The organism is Rhizobium sp. Root708 (assembly GCF_001429725.1).
Lineage (GTDB): Bacteria > Pseudomonadota > Alphaproteobacteria > Rhizobiales > Rhizobiaceae > Rhizobium.
Genome location: NZ_LMHV01000012.1, coordinates 72,317 through 88,900 on the forward strand (window position 1 = coordinate 72,317; position 16,584 = coordinate 88,900).

A 16,584-nucleotide genomic window follows, 5' to 3' on the forward strand; every position below is an offset into this window, starting at 1 on the left:
CCATGCGCGCGCTCCAATGTTTCAACATGAAGGGCGGTGCCTACAGGCGTATCTATAGCTACCGACGTGTCGTGTCGCAATCGCCGGCTTCCTCGGTAGTTGCACCCGTGGCTTATCTTCGTAAGAAGCCAAGTCCTGGCATTGTCGGGGACTGGCGGTCACCTATGGCGCCCGCCAGCCGTTCATGCTCCGGGAAGTCACTCCCCTTCGCTGCGTCCAGCCACGATCTCGCGCTTGCCGACATGGTTTGCCGGGCCGACGAGACCTTCTTTTTCCATGCGTTCGACGAGCGAAGCCGCACGGTTGTAGCCGATGCCGAGGCGGCGCTGGATGTAGGAGGTCGAGCACTTCTTGTCGCGCAGGACGACCTTGACCGCCTGCTGGTAGAGTTCGTCGCCGTCCTCGGAGCCCATGGCGCTCTTGTCGAAGACCGCGCTGTCCTCTTCCTCGCCGCCGTCCTCATCCTCGTCAGCCGTAACGGTATCGAGATATTCAGGGCGACCCTGCGTCTTCAGATGTGCCACGACCTTCTCGACTTCGGCATCCGAAACGAACGGGCCGTGGACGCGCGAAATCCGCCCGCCGCCTTGCATGTGCAGCATGTCGCCCTGGCCGAGCAGCTGTTCGGCGCCCTGTTCGCCAAGGATGGTGCGGCTGTCGATCTTCGAGGTCACCTGGAAGGAGATGCGGGTCGGGAAGTTCGCCTTGATCGTGCCGGTGATGACGTCGACCGAGGGGCGCTGTGTTGCCATGATCAGGTGGATGCCCGCCGCACGCGCCATCTGCGCCAGACGCTGGATCGCGCCTTCGATTTCCTTGCCGGCAACCATCATCAGGTCGGCCATCTCGTCGACGATGACGACGATGTAAGGCATCGGCGTCAGGTCCATCTCTTGGCTCTCCTCGATCGGAGCGCCGGTGCTTCTGTCGAAGCCGGTCTGGACCATGACGTGGATGGTTTCGCCCTTGTCGCGCGCCTGCGCCACGCGGCTATTGTAGCCGTCGATATTGCGCACGCCGAGGCGCGACATCTTGCGATAGCGATCCTCCATCTCGCGCACCGCCCACTTCAGCGCCATCACGGCCTTCTTGGGGTCGGTAACGACAGGCGTCAGAAGATGCGGGATGCCGTCATAGACGGAGAGTTCCAGCATCTTCGGATCGACCATGATCAGGCGGCACTGTTCCGGCGACAGCCGGTAGAGCAGCGACAGGATCATCGTGTTGATGGCGACGGACTTGCCCGAGCCGGTGGTGCCGGCGACGAGCAGATGCGGCATCTTCGCAAGCTCGGCGATGACGGGCTCGCCGCCGATCGTCTTGCCGAGACCGAGCGCCAGCTTGTAGCCGCTCTTCTCGAAATCCTGGCTTTCGATCATCTCGCGGAAATAGACGGTTTCGCGCAGCGCGTTCGGCAGTTCGATGCCGATGACGTTGCGGCCGGGCACGACGGCGACACGCGCCGACAGCGCCGACATCGAGCGGGCGATGTCGTCGGCCAGGCCGATGACGCGGGAGGACTTGACGCCCGGTGCCGGCTCGAACTCGTAAAGCGTGACGACGGGGCCGGGGCGGACATGGATGATCTCGCCCTTGATGCCGAAATCCTCAAGCACGCTTTCGAGCAGGCCGGCGTTTTGCTCCAGGGCCTCCTGGGACATGATTTCGCCAACGCGCTCGGGCGGCTCCTGCAGCAGCGAATGCGACGGGAATTCGTAGCCTGAAGCGTCGACCCTCGGAGGAACGACCTTAGGCACGGCAAAGCGGGGCAGCGGCGCAAGCGGCTGCGGCGCCAGCGTGCGAACCGGCAACGGCGCGATCGGCTGCGACCTGGCTTGCGGAGCCGTTACCTGAACGATCGGAGCCGGGGCGGGCTCCGGCTCGACGGTTACGATCGGCACTAGCGCCGGCGCTACGACCGCGACCGGAGGTTCCGGCACGATGGCGACGGGTGCCACGACCGGCTGCTTGCCGGGACGCCATTCCATGATGCGGAAACGGCTGATGATCGATTCGGCACTGACCTCAGCCCTCTGGATCACGACGGGCGGAACCGGAACGGGAAGAGGGGCGGGCGCTGCCGCGACTTCGTCGAACGACATGGCTTCCCAGAACGCGAAATCCGAGATGGATGCGAGACGCGGTGACGCGTGCAGGGTGCTTGCGGCAGCTTCGACCATCGGGATTTCGACCGGCAGCCGTCTGACGACAATGGCCCCCAGGGCCGGAGCCGCTTCGGGCACATAGATGTCGAACGGCACATCGACCACGACAGGCGCCTGCGGCTGGGCGTAGACGGTGGCTGGCGGCTGTATCTGCACGCGCGGTTGCACCTGCGCGGTTTCAGCCGCTACGCAGGGTGTCGGTGGCACCGCAATGTCGGCCTGAGGCTTCTGAACAGCCTCCGCCTGTACCCGGCGAGGATTGATCTGGCTCTCGGGCGTACGCGTGAAGCGCACGTTCGGAGCCAGCGAGAAATTGTTCTGCCAGATCGGGGGCGTCGGCTTCTCGCCGGCAACCTCGTCGTGTCGCTGTTCGCCGGCGACTTCCGTCTGAATGTCCCCGGCGTCCGTCTGATTGTTTCTAGGAAAGCGCATGCGACCGCTACTCACTCATGATTAGCAACTATTACCCACTTCCGGATTAGGAAATGAAGGTTAATAAGTTCCTTCCGAGGCAGTCGTCCGCGAACCCTGAAATCGTCGATAATGACGAAATATCAATTGCTTGAGTGAAGTATAAAATTTTAAGGTATTTTCGACGAAGCGCTCAGTGCGCCTCGTCCCAGTTGCTGGCGGCGCGCGCGTCGACCTTCAGCGGCACGCGCATTTCCAAAGCCGGCATGGCGGCATTTTCCATGACGGAGACGATGATCGGCGTGGCCTTCTCGACATCCGCGTCCTCGACTTCGAAAATCAATTCGTCGTGCACTTGCAACAGCATGCGCACGCGCTCGCCAAGCCCGGCTTCACTGAGTGCCGGTTCCATCTTGATCATCGCGCGGCGGATGATATCGGCCGCCGACCCCTGGATCGGCGCGTTGATGGCCGCACGCTCGTTGAAGGCGCGTACCGACGGGTTGGAGGAGCGAATCTCCGGATAGTTGATTCGCCGCCCGAAGATCGTCTCGACATAGCCCTTGTCGCGCGCCATCTGCTTGCGGCTGTCCATGTAGTCGCGAATGCCGGGGAAGCGCTCGAAGTACCGCTTGATGTAATCGCTTGCTTCCGAGCGTTCGATCGACAGCTGGTTGGCAAGGCCGAAGGCCGAAATGCCGTAGATGATGCCGAAGTTGATCGCCTTGGCGCGGCGGCGCACGTCCGAGGGCATGCCTTCGACCGGCACGCTGAACATTTCCGAGGCCGTCATCGCATGAATGTCGATACCGTCGGCAAAGGCCTGCGTCAGCTGCGGAATGTGCGCGACATGCGCCAGAACGCGCAATTCGATCTGGCTGTAGTCGGCGGAAATGAGCTTGTGTCCCGGCGCGGCGATGAAGGCCGTGCGGATCTTGCGACCCTCCGCGGTGCGAACCGGGATGTTCTGCAGGTTTGGTTCCGACGAGGAGAGGCGGCCTGTCGTGGTTGATGCCAGCGAATAGGATGTGTGAACCCGCTTCGTCTGCGGATGGATGTATCCCGGCAGGGCGTCGGTATAGGTCGACTTCAGCTTGGTAAGCTGGCGCCAGTCGACGATCTTGCGCGGCAGTTCGAACCCGGCCGCCGCCAGATCCTCGAGAACGCTGGCCGAGGTGGACCATTGACCCGTTTTCGTCTTGGTGCCGCCCTCGAGCCCCATCTTGCCGAACAGGATGTCGCCAAGCTGCTTCGGCGAGCCGATGGTAAAGCGCCCGCCGGCAAGCTTGAAGATCTCGTCCTCGAGCGCGGCAGCCCCTTGTGCGAGTTCGCCGGAGAGACGCGACAGGATCTGCCGATCCACCGTTATGCCACGCTCCTCCATATGTGCGAGCACGGGCAGCAGCGGGCGCTCGAGCCGTTCGTACACGCTCGTCAGCTTGTCGGCGGCAAGCCGCGGCTTCAGTACCATCCACAGGCGAAGCGTGATGTCGGCATCCTCGGCCGCATAGTGCGTCGCCCGGTCGATGTCGACGAGATCGAAGGTCACGTTCGACTTGCCGCTGCCGGCAACGTCCTTGTAGGCGATCGGCTTGTGTCCGAGGAACTTTTCCGACAGCGGATCCATCCCGTGGGCGCCGGTTCCGGCGTCGAGCACATAAGAGATCAGCATGGTGTCGTCGAAGTTCTTGGTCTCGACGCCATAGCGCTTCAGCAGCAGGTAGTCGTATTTCAGGTTCTGCGCGACCTTCAGCACGGACGCGTCCTCGAGCAATGCCTTTAGGCGCGGCAGCGCATCGCGCATCGGAATCTGATTGTCCGCAAGGCCGCCGCCGAGAAGATCGCCGTAGCCGGTCTTGTGCGTAAGCGGCACGTAGGCCGCGCGGATAGTGGTGCCGGTCGAATTCTTGGCATTGTCGGCGATCGCCATCGAGAAGCCGACGAGTTCGGCCTGCATCGCGTCGAGCGAGGTGGTTTCCGTGTCGAAGGCAACCAGCCCCGTCTGCCGCGCATCGGCGATCCATTGGTCGAGGATGGCGAGGTCGCGGATCGTCACGTAGCGGGAATGGTCGAACGGCAGCGACGCGAACGCCTCGGCGCGGCTCTGTGCCAGCGACGCCGGCTGGAACACGCCTTCTCCACCAGCTTCCTTCGCCTTGGCTGGAACCGGCACGCTGTCGCCAACGACATCGGGAACACCGCCGGCAACCGGAGCGGGCGCGGCGGCGTCGAGATCCGGCCCGTGAGCCGCGGCACCCCATTCGACCTGAACGTCCACCGCATCGATCGCGCCGGCGTCGCATTCGCAGGCGTCCGCGACGCGTCGCGTCAGCGAGGTGAACTGCATGGCCTTCAGGAAGCCGATCAGCTTCGGCCCGTCCTGCTTTTCGAGCACCAGATCCTGGATCGTCAGATCGAGCGGTACGTCGGTTCGCAGGCGAACGAGCTCGCGCGACAGTCTTGCCTTGTCGGCGTTCTCGATGATGGTCTGCCGGCGCTTCTCCTGCTTGATCTCGGTTGCCCGGTCGAGCAGCGTATCGAGGTCGCCGTACTCCGCCAGAAGCTGGGCGGCCGTTTTCGGGCCGATGCCCGGAATGCCAGGCACGTTGTCGACCGAGTCGCCGGTCATTGCCTGGAGATCGATCATCTTCTCCGGCGGCACGCCCCACTTCTCGACGACATCAGGGACGCCGATCTGCTTGTCCTTCATGCTGTCGTACATGTGGACGTTTTGCGTAACGAGCTGCATCAAATCCTTGTCGGACGAAACGATCGTGACGTCGGCGCCGACCGCCTCCGCCTGCCTTGCATAGGTGGCGATGATGTCGTCGGCCTCGAAGCCCTCGACCTCAATGCAGGGCAGGTTGAAGGCCCGCGTCGCCTGCCGGATCAGTCCGAACTGCGGAACTAGCTCTTCCGGCGGTGCCGAGCGGTTGGCCTTGTAGGCGTCGTACAGGTCCTTGCGAAAGGTTTTCGACGAATAGTCGAAGATCACGGCCAAGTGCGTCGGCGTCACGCCGACGGAAGTGTCGCGTGCATCCGTCAGCAATTTCCACAGCATGTTGCAGAAACCGGAGACGGCCCCGACGGGCAGGCCGTCGGATTTGCGCGTCAGTGGCGGAAGTGCGTGAAAGGCCCGAAATATGAAGCCGGAACCGTCGACAAGGAAAAGATGATCGCCTTTTTTCATGGCAGCATGGATAGCGTGCCGCCTTTGCAAGGTCCATATAAACTTGGGCGGCCAAAAAGATTCTGACTCACCAAACTGTTACCAAAATGTAATAGTCAAATGATAATTCTCCCTTGAAAAGCCACATTCGGAATCACAAATCAGCATTACCGACGGCAGATCATTGATCGCGTCGCGGGTCTGATAGCCGGCTTGTCCCCCGCCGCGTCGGACTTGGACAAAGGCCTCATCCCCTCTCCGGGCCTTTGTCCCCATTTTTAAGCCGCCATAGCCAACCTCCAGGCTATGGCGGCTTTGTTTTTCTGCTCTATCTCAAGCTGTATGAAGCGGAATGAACATTTTTTGATGCATCGCATACGATTTGTTGCATTGCTCAGGGTCGGTTTTTGGGCCTAAGTGAGAAAATGGGATTTGATCGAATGGACTCGGGAGCCTATCTCGCCAGCCAATTGGCCAAAGGCTTTGCCCGCTCGCTCCAGCAGCGTGCGGCAAGGCTTGGTTTCTCTCCCGGTCAGTTTCCAATTCTTCTCGAACTGTGGGCCGAAGACGGCCTGACGCAGAAGCAGTTGCTGGCGCGCGTCGATATCGAACAGGCGACCATGGCCAACACCCTGTCGAGAATGGAGCGCGACGGCCTCATCGAGCGACGTCCCCATCCGTCGGACAAGAGAGCCCAGCTGATCTTCCTGACCGAAAAGTCACGGCGGATGGAAAAGGATGCCGTGGAAGCGGCGCAGCTGGCCGATCTCGCGCTTTTCGACGGCTTCAAGACCTTCGAGCGGGAACTCACCCTCGAATATATCAGGCGGCTTCTGGAAAACGCCAAGAAGCTCTGACCAATCCTACTTGATCGCCGCGGTCGGCCTCAGGTGGCGCGGCTCGGCTCTGGCGGCAAGATAGCTCTCGCGCGCCGCCATCTTCACGCTTGGCTCGATATCCGGTTTCCCGAGCAGCAGGCCCTGGATCTGCTGGCAGCCTTCGTTCGTCACGATCTGACGCTGCATCTCCGTCTCGACGCCCTCGGTCACCACTTGGATGCCGAGGCTGTGTCCGAGGCCGATGATGGCGCGGACGATGGAGCGGGCGGCGGGGTCGTGTTCCAGTATGCCCGTGAAGCTCCTGTCGACCTTGATCTTGTCGAAGGGCAGGGCACGCAGGTTGGACAGCGAGGAGAAGCCGGTGCCGAAATCGTCCATGACGATGCGGATGCCGAGATCGTGCAGGCGCATCAATGTCGAGATCGTGGCCTTCCTGTCGCGCACGAAGGCGGCTTCGGTGATTTCCAGTTCCAGTCGCTCCGGCGCCAGGCCGGTTTCCTGCAGGATGCTGGCGATGCGGTCGTAGAGGTTCGGCAGCATGAATTGCACCGGTGAGACGTTGACCGCGATCGAAAGCGGCTGCGGCCACCGTGAGGCCTCGATGCACGCCTCTCTCAGCACCCATTCGCCGAGCTGGATGATGGTGCCGCTCTCTTCGGCGATCGTGATGAAGATGCTGGGCTCGCTCGTGCCGTGCCCGGGCCGGTTCCATCGCATCAGCGCCTCGTAGCCGCTGACAGCCGAGCTTACGCTGTCGAGGATCGGCTGGTAGTGGACATAAAGCTGATTGCGGGTGATCGCATGCCGCAGCTCGTTCTCAATCTCGCGGCGTGCCTTGATCGAGGCATCCATTTCCGCGTCGAAGAAGCAGGCTTTGCCGCGACCCGCATGCTTTGCGCGGTAAAGGGCCGTATCGGCATTGCCGCACAGCTGTTCGACGGTCTCGCCGTCGGCGGGATAGACGGCAATGCCGACGCTGACGCCGACCGCTGTCGGATCGCGGGCGATGTCCATTTCGGCGGCAACGCCGTCCAGTATCTGGTCGGCGAGACGCCGCCCGCCGTCCGGCTGTCTCTGCCCGGTCTGTATGATCGCGAACTCGTCGCCGCCCAGGCGGGCGATGGTTGCGCTCTCATCGACGACACGGCGCAGGATGGCCGCGACCTTGCACAGGATCCGGTCCCCCTCGGCGTGCCCGAAGATGTCGTTGACTGCCTTGAATCGATCGAGATCGAGATAGAACACGGCGACCTGCGCCCGTTTTCGGCTGGCGACCTGGATCGCCTGGCGCATGCGCGTGTCGAAAAGCGAGCGGTTCGGCAGGCCGGTCAGGACGTCGTGCTGCGCCAGATGCTCGATCATCTGTTCGGCGCGCTTGCGCTCCGTGAGATCGCGTATCGCCAGAACCTCGCAGGTGCGGCCTCGATAGACCATCCGCCGCGTCATGGTTTCGACCGGAATCTCGCGCTCTTCGCGCGTCGTCAGCAGCGTTTCGATGTTGCCCGTCGTGGCGCTGCCCGTCGTCATCAGTATTCCGTCCGGGCCTCGTCCGATGAGATCGGCAAGCGGCCAGCCGGAGAGCTGCTGAATGCGTTCGTTGGCATCGACGATGGTGCCCTCGTGCAGAACGAGCAGGCCTTCCATGGTGGCGTTCGCGAGACCGCGTAGGTCCGTCAGATGGCTCGCAAGGAAAACCGCGCCGAGTGCGAGGAGAATGAGCGAGGTCGAGACACCCATGACGATTGCCGCCACGGACTTCGGCTCAAGCATCGCAGTGGCGCTACGACCGGCGACCGGCACCAGCGTGATGCTGCTCATCGAGATGAAGTGCATCAGCGATATCGCCAGCACCATCGCGAGGGCCGAGACGATCAACCTTTGTGCGCCCTTGAGCTTGCTGAAGGCGAGAAACGCAGCGCTCGTCAACGTCGCGCCGATCACCAGCGCCACGAGCGTCGCATAGAGATCGTAGACGATGTCAACAGGGGCTTCGATCGCCTGCATGCCGGTCAGATGCATGGCACCGATGCCAAGCGCCATCAGCACGCCGCCGGACGCGAACGCATACCGGCTCGTTCCTTCGGAGGCAACGAGGATTGCCAGCAGCGACATGCCGATCGCGATGATGACCGAGAGGGCGGTCAGGCCGAGGCCGTAGGTAATCGGAAAGCCGCCGTCATAGGCGAGCATGGCGATGAAATGCGTCGCCCAGATGCCGACGCCGCAGGCAAATGCCGAAGCCATGATCCACAGACGCTGTTGGACCCGATCATACTGCTGGGCCCTGAAGAGCAGCAGCATGGCTGTCAGATTGCCGATGAGGCAGACGACAACCGCGGCGACGATGAGGCGCCAGTCATGGTTGTCACGAATACAGGTGATGACTGAAAACATGTTCACCTCGATCGACGACTGGATCGAGATTATCAAGCAGTTGCTAAATAACTGTAAATTGTATTTTGATTGCCGCACCCCTTTATGGCGTGCGTGTTTATGTCGTGCCGGTTCCCACGGTTTTTCGCCTCGAAAGCAGCGTCTCTTTGGTCTATCGTCCCGCCAGATTTTCAAAGGAGTCGAAAATGACCGATATAGTACCGGTACTTGCGCGTGCGGATCAGAACCTCACCTCGAGTCTGGATAAGCTGTTTGAGCTGCTGCGGATCAAGTCCATCTCGACCGATCCCGCCTACAAGGCCGAATGCCGGAAGGGCGCCGAATGGCTGGTGGCCTACCTCAAGTCGATCGGATTTGACGCGTCGGTACGCGACACGCCCGGACATCCGATGGTCGTTGCCCATCACGATGGCGCGACGTCGGATGCGCCGCATTTGCTTTTCTACGGCCATTACGACGTCCAGCCCGTCGATCCGATCGAGCTGTGGGAAAATGATCCGTTCGAGCCGTCGATCAAGGATGTCGGCGATGGTAGGAAGATCCTCACCGGCCGTGGCACGGCCGACGACAAGGGCCAGTTGATGACCTTCGTCGAGGCCTGCCGCGCCTACAAGGAAATAGAGGGCGCGCTCCCCTGCCGCATCACCATTCTCTTCGAAGGCGAGGAAGAATCCGGTTCGCCGTCCCTGAAGCCGTTCCTGCAGGCAAATGCCGATGAGCTGAAAGCGGATTATGCGCTCGTCTGCGACACCAGCATGTGGGACCGCGAGACGCCGGCCATCGCCGGGGCCCTGCGCGGCCTCGTCGGTGAGGAGATCGTCGTGACCGCTGCGGATCGCGATCTGCATTCCGGTCTCTTCGGTGGCGCCGCCGCCAATCCGATCCACATCCTGACATCGGTGCTGGCAGGCCTGCATGATGAAACGGGCCGGATCACGCTTGAAGGCTTCTATGACGGTGTCGAGGAAACGCCAGAGAACATCAAGGCGTCCTGGGACTCGCTCGGAAAGACAGCTGAGAGTTTCCTCGGCGAAGTCGGCCTATCGGTTCCCGCGGGCGAAAAGGGCCGGTCGGTGCTGGAACTCACCTGGGCGCGTCCGACGGCTGAGGTCAACGGCATCTGGGGCGGCTACACCGGCGAGGGCTTCAAGACCGTGATCGCCGCCAAGGCGTCCGCCAAGGTTTCCTTCCGTCTCGTCGGCACCCAGGATCCGGACACCATCCGGCAGAGCTTCCGCAATTTCGTTCGCTCGAAGGTGCCGGCGGATTGCTCCGTCGAATTCCATCCGCACGGCGGCTCCCCGGCAATTCATCTGGCCTACGATTCGCCTGTTCTCACCAAGGCGAAGACGGCGCTGTCGGACGAATGGCCGAAGCCCGCCGTCGTCATCGGCATGGGCGGGTCGATCCCGATCGTCGGCGACTTCCAGAAGATGCTCGGAATGGAATCGCTGCTTGTCGGCTTCGGCCTCAGCGACGATCGCATCCACTCGCCGAACGAAAAATACGAGCTCACGTCCTACCACAAGGGTATTCGCTCGTGGATCCGCATCTTGAGCGCGCTTGCCGCCTGAGCTGCTTGATCATTGCGCTGAAAAAACAAAAAGGCCGGATCAATCCGGCCTTTCGTCATTCGCTTCGCGTCGATGCCAGTACATCCGTGGTCAAGGAGGAAGCGAACACTGCAGCTAAAGTGATCTCGAAAGGTTAACGAAGAGTTAACGGAACTTCGGACCACAATGTCGATACCGACGGCGCGAAACGCGCTCACGGTCGAACGCTGCAGCTTGTGAACCCTATATCGGGATGCCGTGTTCTCGTTTCAAGGGGTGGGGGCGAAACGGTTTCGGCAATGAAAAGCCCGGCGCTCCGCAGGGAGACACCGGGCCTAATTTCGGTCGGAACGTTTGAGGGAGACGACCGACCAATCGCGAAGCTTGGGTGCCTCGCTGCATCAATAACCCGTGCGCGTGCTAAAGGTTCCGGTCACCAGACGGTAATCGAGCTTTCTCGTCCGGCGAGCAGTTCGCGCATTTCGGCGAATGGGCCGTGCAGCATCTTCAGCCGGCTCTCCTCCATCTTGCTCAAGCGATAGCGGCGCGCAAATTCTTGAACGCTCCAGACTTCGCGCAGCTTGAATTCTTCGGATTTGGAAAGGTCGATGGTCATGAATGCCTACATAATGCGCGCACTGCGCTAATCTTAGGCGCAAGTCGGCGCGATATATGTCAGATTTGTGACGGTAGCAACGAATGGCAGCCATGCGAAAATATCGAGGCTCGGCCGGAAACACGAAGCCCGACCTTGGAGGCCGGGCTTGGAGGCATTTTTGGTGCCGTCAGTAGCGGTATCGGTCACGAGCCCAGGGCGGCGGGCCGCGATAGCCCTCGGAGCGTTCGTAGCCCCAGCCGTAGCGCGGTGGCGGACGGTCCCAGCGAGGCCGGCCATAGCCGTATCCGCCGCCATAATAGCGTGGTGGTGGCGGCCGCCAGTTCGGTCGGCAATTGCCCCAGCGGGAAAGATGATAGCCGCGCCCGCAGGCGTAATCGACCTTGACGACATTTCCTGCCGCGCCGTTGTCAACGGCGGGCACCGGCATTGCTTCGGCGATCGAAACACCGAAGCCGCTCATCGCAATCGCCAGTGCGATCGTAGTTATGCGCATTTCTGCACCTCTGTTCTGCAGTCCCTTGCCTCTCGATTAGAGGGCCGGCGAGGTGAACGGGGGCTGAACCAAACGAGGCATTATTGCGGCAGGAAAACCGTCGCTGTTGTGCGCCGGAAACGCTTGATTCTAAAGCAATCGCGCGTGCCTAACGAGTTCTTAACCACCCCTTAAATCGCCGCATTTAAAGTTCAACCGGGTAGACATGCGACAGGCGCTATGCGGTCGTCGCGGCCAGAGGGGCGCGCAGGCTTCGGCCTTGCGGCAGGAACAGGGGTTTATCAGGCGTAGATGGCGGGCAGAGGCAGATCAGGCGATAGAATCGAACCGTCCTTCAGCGGCCGCGACAGCAGGCGTGACGAGGACGATTTCACGCTCAGTGCCGGCGACCGGGTTGCCGGCGGGCGCGGCCCGGCCCGCTCCGCCGACAAGCGGACATCCGCCAAACCCTTGCGCCGCGAGCCCGACTATGATCGCGACGATTATGATGATCGCTATGAGGACGACGAGCCGCCGCGCTCGCGCGAACCGAGGCGTCGTCGCAGCACCAGTAGCGGCAAGCGCCGGCCGCCGCAGCGCGAAAGCCTCGGCTTCTTCGGCCTCATTCGCCGCATGCTCTATTGGTGCATCGTTCTCGGCATCTGGGCCGGCATCGGCATAACCGGCCTTGTTGTCTATTACGGCTCCCGCATGCCGAGCGCATCCACCTGGGCCATTCCCGAACGTCCGCCGAACGTCAAGATCACAGCCGTCGACGGCAGCGTCATGGCGAACCGCGGGACGACGGGCGGCGAGGCGCTGGCGCTTGAGGACATGTCGCCGTACATCCCGGAAGCGATCGTGGCGATCGAGGACCGGCGCTTCTACTCGCATTTCGGCGTGGATCCGCTCGGTCTCGCCCGCGCCTTCGTCGTCAACCTGACGACCGGCCACATGGTTCAGGGCGGCTCGACGCTGACCCAGCAGCTGGCCAAGAACATGTTCCTGTCCCCGGACAGGACACTGGAGCGCAAGGTGCAGGAAGTTCTCCTCGCACTCTGGCTCGAGCAGAAATACACCAAGGATCAGATCCTCGCGATGTATCTGAACCGGGTGTTCTTCGGCTCCAACGCCTATGGCGTCGAGGCCGCGTCGCGTCGCTACTTCAACAAGTCGGCGCGTGACGTCAATCTCGGCGAAGCCGCGTTGCTCGCGGGTCTTGTGAAGGCGCCGTCGCGCCTGTCGCCGGCGCGCGACCCGGAAGCGGCCAACGCCCGGGCGCAGGTGGTCCTGCAGACCATGCGTGAGCAGGGTTACATCACCGACGATGAAGTGAAGAGCGCGATGTCGCAGACACCGGCAAAGGCGAAGCGCTACTGGTCGGGTGCCGGCCACTATGTCGCCGATATGATCATGGACCAGCTTCCCGCTTTGATCGGTGACGTGAAGGAAGACATTGTCGTCGACACGACGATCGACAAGACGCTCGAGAAACGGGCCGAGCAATCGCTGGACGACGTTCTCGCCAAGGACGGCGCCAAGCTCGATGCGTCGCAGGCGGCCCTCGTCTCGCTCGATGGGACGGGTGCGATCCGTGCGCTGGTCGGCGGCCGCGACTATGCCGACAGCCAGTTCAACCGGGCGGTGAAGGCAAAGCGCCAGCCGGGCTCGTCCTTCAAGCCCTTCGTTTACGCCGCCGCGCTGGAAAAGGGGCTGACGCCGTTTTCGGTCTTCAACGATGCGCCTGTTCGCATCGGCGACTGGACGCCTGAGAACTACGAGAAGAAGTACAACGGCGAAGTGACGCTGGCGACCGCGCTCTCGAAATCGTTGAACACGGTGGCCGCGCAGCTGGTGATGTATGACGGCCCAGATCAGGTGATCAAGCTCGCACATCGTCTCGGCATCGAGTCGGAACTGCAGCCGAACGCCTCGATCGCGCTCGGGACTTCGGAAGTGACCCTGATGGAACTGACGGGCGCCTATGCCGCATTCATGAATGGCGGATACAAGGCGACGCCGCATGTCATCCGCCGCGTCACGACCGCCGACGGCAGCAAGGTGCTTTACGAAAACACCTACGACAGCCCGCCGCGTGTCTTGTCGGAAACCGTGGCCGCAAACATGAACGCGATGATGATGGGTGTCATCGACCAGGGCACCGGCAAGAGCGCCAAGCTTTCCGGATGGCAGGCGGCGGGCAAGACCGGCACGACGCAGAATTCGCGTGACGCCCTCTTCGTCGGCTTCACCAGCAACCTGACCACCGGCGTCTGGTTCGGCAACGACGACGGCAAGCCGATGAAGAAGGTCACGGGTGGCGGGTTGCCGGCCAAGGCATGGCAGGAATACATGATCGCCGCTCACAAGGGCCTGTCCCCGGCGCCGCTCTTCGGCAGTGGCCGGTTTGTCAACGATCCTGCTGTCCTCGATAACGGAGGCCAGCCGATGGCCTCCGCCGATCCGGCGATGCCGCCACAGCCTGCCGAACAGCCGACAACGATCGGAAACATCATCTCCAATGTCTTCGGAGGATCGAGCGAGGAAGAGCGCTATCCGCAGGCGCCGGTGCGTTCCGACAACCGCCGTTCACCTGCGCCGATGGGCGGCGGACCGGTGCCTCCCGCAAACGTCGCGGACGGCCGCTACGGCTATGACGATGCCGTCCCGCCGGGCGATATCGGACAAGTCGAGGAAGCGCCGTCGGGACGACCGCGCAGAACGACGCTTCTCGATCTGATCATGGGGCAATAGCAGGCCCGACAGGCGCGGTAAAACGCACTATTCGGGCTGTCATAAAAATTAATCGCCGCAGGCTCGTTTTGCTGGTTTTCAGGCCATTTCTCGCCTTGCAGTCCCGAAAACCGCTCCTTATATACGCCGCATCACCGCAATCACGATTGCGTTAATCTTAAGGACCCATCCCGTAAGGGGCTGTCATAGAAATGCCTTCCAGGGGTTCAGACAGCTTGCTTCAAGGAGAGAATGACATGGCAAAAGTAATTGGTATCGACCTTGGAACGACGAATTCCTGCGTCGCTGTCATGGACGGCAAGGACGCAAAGGTCATTGAGAACGCCGAAGGTGCGCGCACGACGCCTTCGATCGTTGCATTTTCCGAAGATGGCGAACGCCTCGTCGGTCAGCCGGCCAAGCGCCAGGCAGTCACCAACCCCACGGATACGCTGTTCGCAGTGAAGCGCCTCATCGGCCGCCGCTACGACGATCCGACGGTTGAAAAGGACAAGGCTCTCGTGCCTTTCGAGATCGCCAAGGGCGACAACGGCGACGCATGGGTCAAGGCCCGCGGCACCGGCTATTCGCCTGCCCAGATCTCCGCGATGATCCTTCAGAAGATGAAGGAAACCGCTGAATCCTACCTCGGTGAAAAGGTCGAGAAGGCCGTCATCACCGTTCCCGCATACTTCAACGACGCACAACGCCAGGCAACCAAGGATGCCGGCCGTATCGCTGGTCTCGAAGTTCTGCGCATCATCAACGAGCCGACGGCGGCTGCGCTGGCTTACGGTCTCGACAAGAAGGACGGCAAGACCATCGCCGTTTACGACTTGGGTGGCGGTACCTTCGATATCTCGATCCTCGAAATCGGCGACGGCGTCTTCGAAGTGAAGTCCACCAACGGCGATACCTTCCTCGGCGGTGAAGACTTCGACATGCGTCTCGTCGAATACCTCGTCGGCGAGTTCAAGAAGGACAACGGCATCGACCTCAAGGGCGACAAGCTTGCTCTGCAGCGCCTCAAGGAAGCTGCCGAAAAGGCGAAGATCGAACTGTCGTCGGCCCAGCAGACCGAAATCAACCTGCCATTCATCACGGCCGATGCAACCGGTCCGAAGCACCTGACGCTGAAGCTGACCCGCGCCAAGCTGGAAAGCCTCGTCGACGATCTCGTCCAGCGCACCATCGCGCCATGCAAGGCAGCCCTCAAGGATGCCGGCGTCACGCCAGCCGAGATCGACGAAGTCGTTCTGGTCGGTGGCATGAGCCGCATGCCGAAGGTACAGGAAGTCGTCAAGCAGCTGTTTGGCAAGGAGCCTCACAAGGGCGTCAACCCGGATGAAGTCGTTGCTCTCGGCGCGGCCATCCAGGCCGGCGTTCTGCAGGGCGACGTCAAGGACGTTCTGCTTCTCGACGTAACCCCGCTGTCTCTCGGCATCGAGACCCTGGGTGGCGTCTTCACCCGTCTGATCGAGCGTAACACCACGATCCCGACGAAGAAGTCGCAGACCTTCTCGACCGCCGATGACAACCAGCAGGCCGTCACCATCCGCGTTTCGCAGGGCGAGCGCGAAATGGCCCAGGACAACAAGCTGCTCGGCCAGTTCGACCTCGTCGGCCTGCCGCCGTCGCCGCGTGGCGTTCCGCAGATCGAAGTCACCTTCGATATCGACGCCAACGGCATCGTCCAGGTTTCGGCCAAGGACAAGGGTACCGGCAAGGAACAGCAGATCCGCATCCAGGCCTCTGGTGGTCTCTCCGACGCCGACATCGAGAAAATGGTCAAGGACGCTGAAGCCAATGCCGAAGCCGACAAGAAGCGTCGCGAAGGCGTGGAAGCCAAGAACCAGGCCGAAAGCCTGATCCACTCCAGCGAGAAGTCGCTGAAGGATTACGGTGACAAGGTGACCGAGGCCGATCGCACCGCGATCTCCGACGCCATCGCCGCCCTGAAGACCTCTGTGGAGGCGACCGAACCGGACGCCGAGGACATCAAGGCGAAGACCCAGACCCTCATGGAAGTCTCCATGAAGCTTGGTCAGGCGATCTATGAAGCCCAGCAGGCAGAAGCCGGTTCGGCTGATGCCTCCGCTGCCGGCGGCGACGAAAATGTCGTTGATGCCGACTATGAAGAAGTCAAGGACGACGACCACAAGAAGTCCGCGTAAGCTGGGCTGAACGGTCACGTTTGAAACTGACATTCCGGCTGTCTTCGTGGCAGCC

9 protein-coding genes are annotated in these 16,584 nt (G+C 61.7%); 4 read left to right on the forward strand and 5 right to left on the reverse strand.

The window, feature by feature from the left end:
- Positions 1 to 197: 197 nt before the first annotated feature.
- Together ASE04_RS10760 and polA are read right to left on the reverse strand one after the other, a co-directional pair.
- Positions 198 to 2,597, reverse strand: coding sequence for a DNA translocase FtsK (locus ASE04_RS10760; protein WP_056816394.1), 2,400 nt, complete (start codon positions 2,595 to 2,597; stop codon positions 198 to 200).
- Positions 2,598 to 2,769: 172 nt separating this feature from the next.
- A complete protein-coding gene (gene polA, locus ASE04_RS10765) occupies positions 2,770 to 5,766 on the reverse strand; it encodes a DNA polymerase I (protein WP_056816397.1) in 2,997 nt (998 codons plus the stop codon).
- 419 nt (positions 5,767 to 6,185) lie between these two features.
- Between polA and ASE04_RS10770 the strand changes: the two genes are divergently transcribed.
- Entirely contained in the window at positions 6,186 to 6,602 is a 417-nt protein-coding gene (locus tag ASE04_RS10770; protein WP_056816400.1) for a MarR family winged helix-turn-helix transcriptional regulator, read from the forward strand.
- Positions 6,603 to 6,608: 6 nt separating this feature from the next.
- On the opposite strand, the gene ASE04_RS10775 is transcribed toward ASE04_RS10770, so the two are convergent.
- Complete coding sequence (locus ASE04_RS10775; protein WP_056817633.1) at positions 6,609 to 8,978, reverse strand: bifunctional diguanylate cyclase/phosphodiesterase; 2,370 nt, start codon at positions 8,976 to 8,978, stop codon at positions 6,609 to 6,611.
- 185 nt (positions 8,979 to 9,163) lie between these two features.
- On the opposite strand from ASE04_RS10775, the gene ASE04_RS10780 reads away from it, so the two are divergent.
- The gene (locus ASE04_RS10780; protein WP_056816403.1) at positions 9,164 to 10,552 is read left to right on the forward strand and encodes a M20/M25/M40 family metallo-hydrolase; all 1,389 of its coding nucleotides are present in this window, start codon (positions 9,164 to 9,166) and stop codon (positions 10,550 to 10,552) included.
- A 412-nt stretch (positions 10,553 to 10,964) separates the two neighbouring features.
- On the opposite strand, the gene ASE04_RS10785 is transcribed toward ASE04_RS10780, so the two are convergent.
- Together ASE04_RS10785 and ASE04_RS10790 are read right to left on the reverse strand one after the other, a co-directional pair.
- A complete protein-coding gene (locus tag ASE04_RS10785; RefSeq protein ID WP_056816405.1) occupies positions 10,965 to 11,147 on the reverse strand; it encodes a hypothetical protein in 183 nt (60 codons plus the stop codon).
- Between the two features lie 169 nt (positions 11,148 to 11,316).
- Positions 11,317 to 11,643 carry a GCG_CRPN prefix-to-repeats domain-containing protein gene (locus ASE04_RS10790; RefSeq protein ID WP_056816408.1) on the reverse strand — a complete coding sequence of 109 codons (327 nt, stop codon included), beginning with the start codon at positions 11,641 to 11,643 and terminating at the stop codon, positions 11,317 to 11,319.
- A 291-nt stretch (positions 11,644 to 11,934) separates the two neighbouring features.
- On the opposite strand from ASE04_RS10790, the gene ASE04_RS10795 reads away from it, so the two are divergent.
- The gene (locus ASE04_RS10795) at positions 11,935 to 14,376 is read left to right on the forward strand and encodes a transglycosylase domain-containing protein (RefSeq protein ID WP_056816411.1); all 2,442 of its coding nucleotides are present in this window, start codon (positions 11,935 to 11,937) and stop codon (positions 14,374 to 14,376) included.
- Between the two features lie 236 nt (positions 14,377 to 14,612).
- Positions 14,613 to 16,529: a molecular chaperone DnaK gene (gene dnaK, locus ASE04_RS10800; RefSeq protein ID WP_056816414.1), complete on the forward strand. Its 1,917-nt coding sequence runs from the start codon at positions 14,613 to 14,615 to the stop codon at positions 16,527 to 16,529.
- The last annotated feature ends 55 nt before the right edge of the window (positions 16,530 to 16,584 follow it).

What these genes read in the sequence shown, in the direction of transcription:
- ASE04_RS10760 (WP_056816394.1), bottom strand. Translation starts at nt 2,597, where the DNA reads ATGCGCTTTCCTAGAAACAATCAGACGGACGCCGGGGACATTCAGACG.
- polA (WP_056816397.1), bottom strand. Translation starts at nt 5,766, where the DNA reads ATGAAAAAAGGCGATCATCTTTTCCTTGTCGACGGTTCCGGCTTCATA.
- ASE04_RS10770 (WP_056816400.1), top strand. Translation starts at nt 6,186, where the DNA reads ATGGACTCGGGAGCCTATCTCGCCAGCCAATTGGCCAAAGGCTTTGCC.
- ASE04_RS10775 (WP_056817633.1), bottom strand. Translation starts at nt 8,978, where the DNA reads ATGTTTTCAGTCATCACCTGTATTCGTGACAACCATGACTGGCGCCTC.
- ASE04_RS10780 (WP_056816403.1), top strand. Translation starts at nt 9,164, where the DNA reads ATGACCGATATAGTACCGGTACTTGCGCGTGCGGATCAGAACCTCACC.
- ASE04_RS10785 (WP_056816405.1), bottom strand. Translation starts at nt 11,147, where the DNA reads ATGACCATCGACCTTTCCAAATCCGAAGAATTCAAGCTGCGCGAAGTC.
- ASE04_RS10790 (WP_056816408.1), bottom strand. Translation starts at nt 11,643, where the DNA reads ATGCGCATAACTACGATCGCACTGGCGATTGCGATGAGCGGCTTCGGT.
- ASE04_RS10795 (WP_056816411.1), top strand. Translation starts at nt 11,935, where the DNA reads ATGGCGGGCAGAGGCAGATCAGGCGATAGAATCGAACCGTCCTTCAGC.
- dnaK (WP_056816414.1), top strand. Translation starts at nt 14,613, where the DNA reads ATGGCAAAAGTAATTGGTATCGACCTTGGAACGACGAATTCCTGCGTC.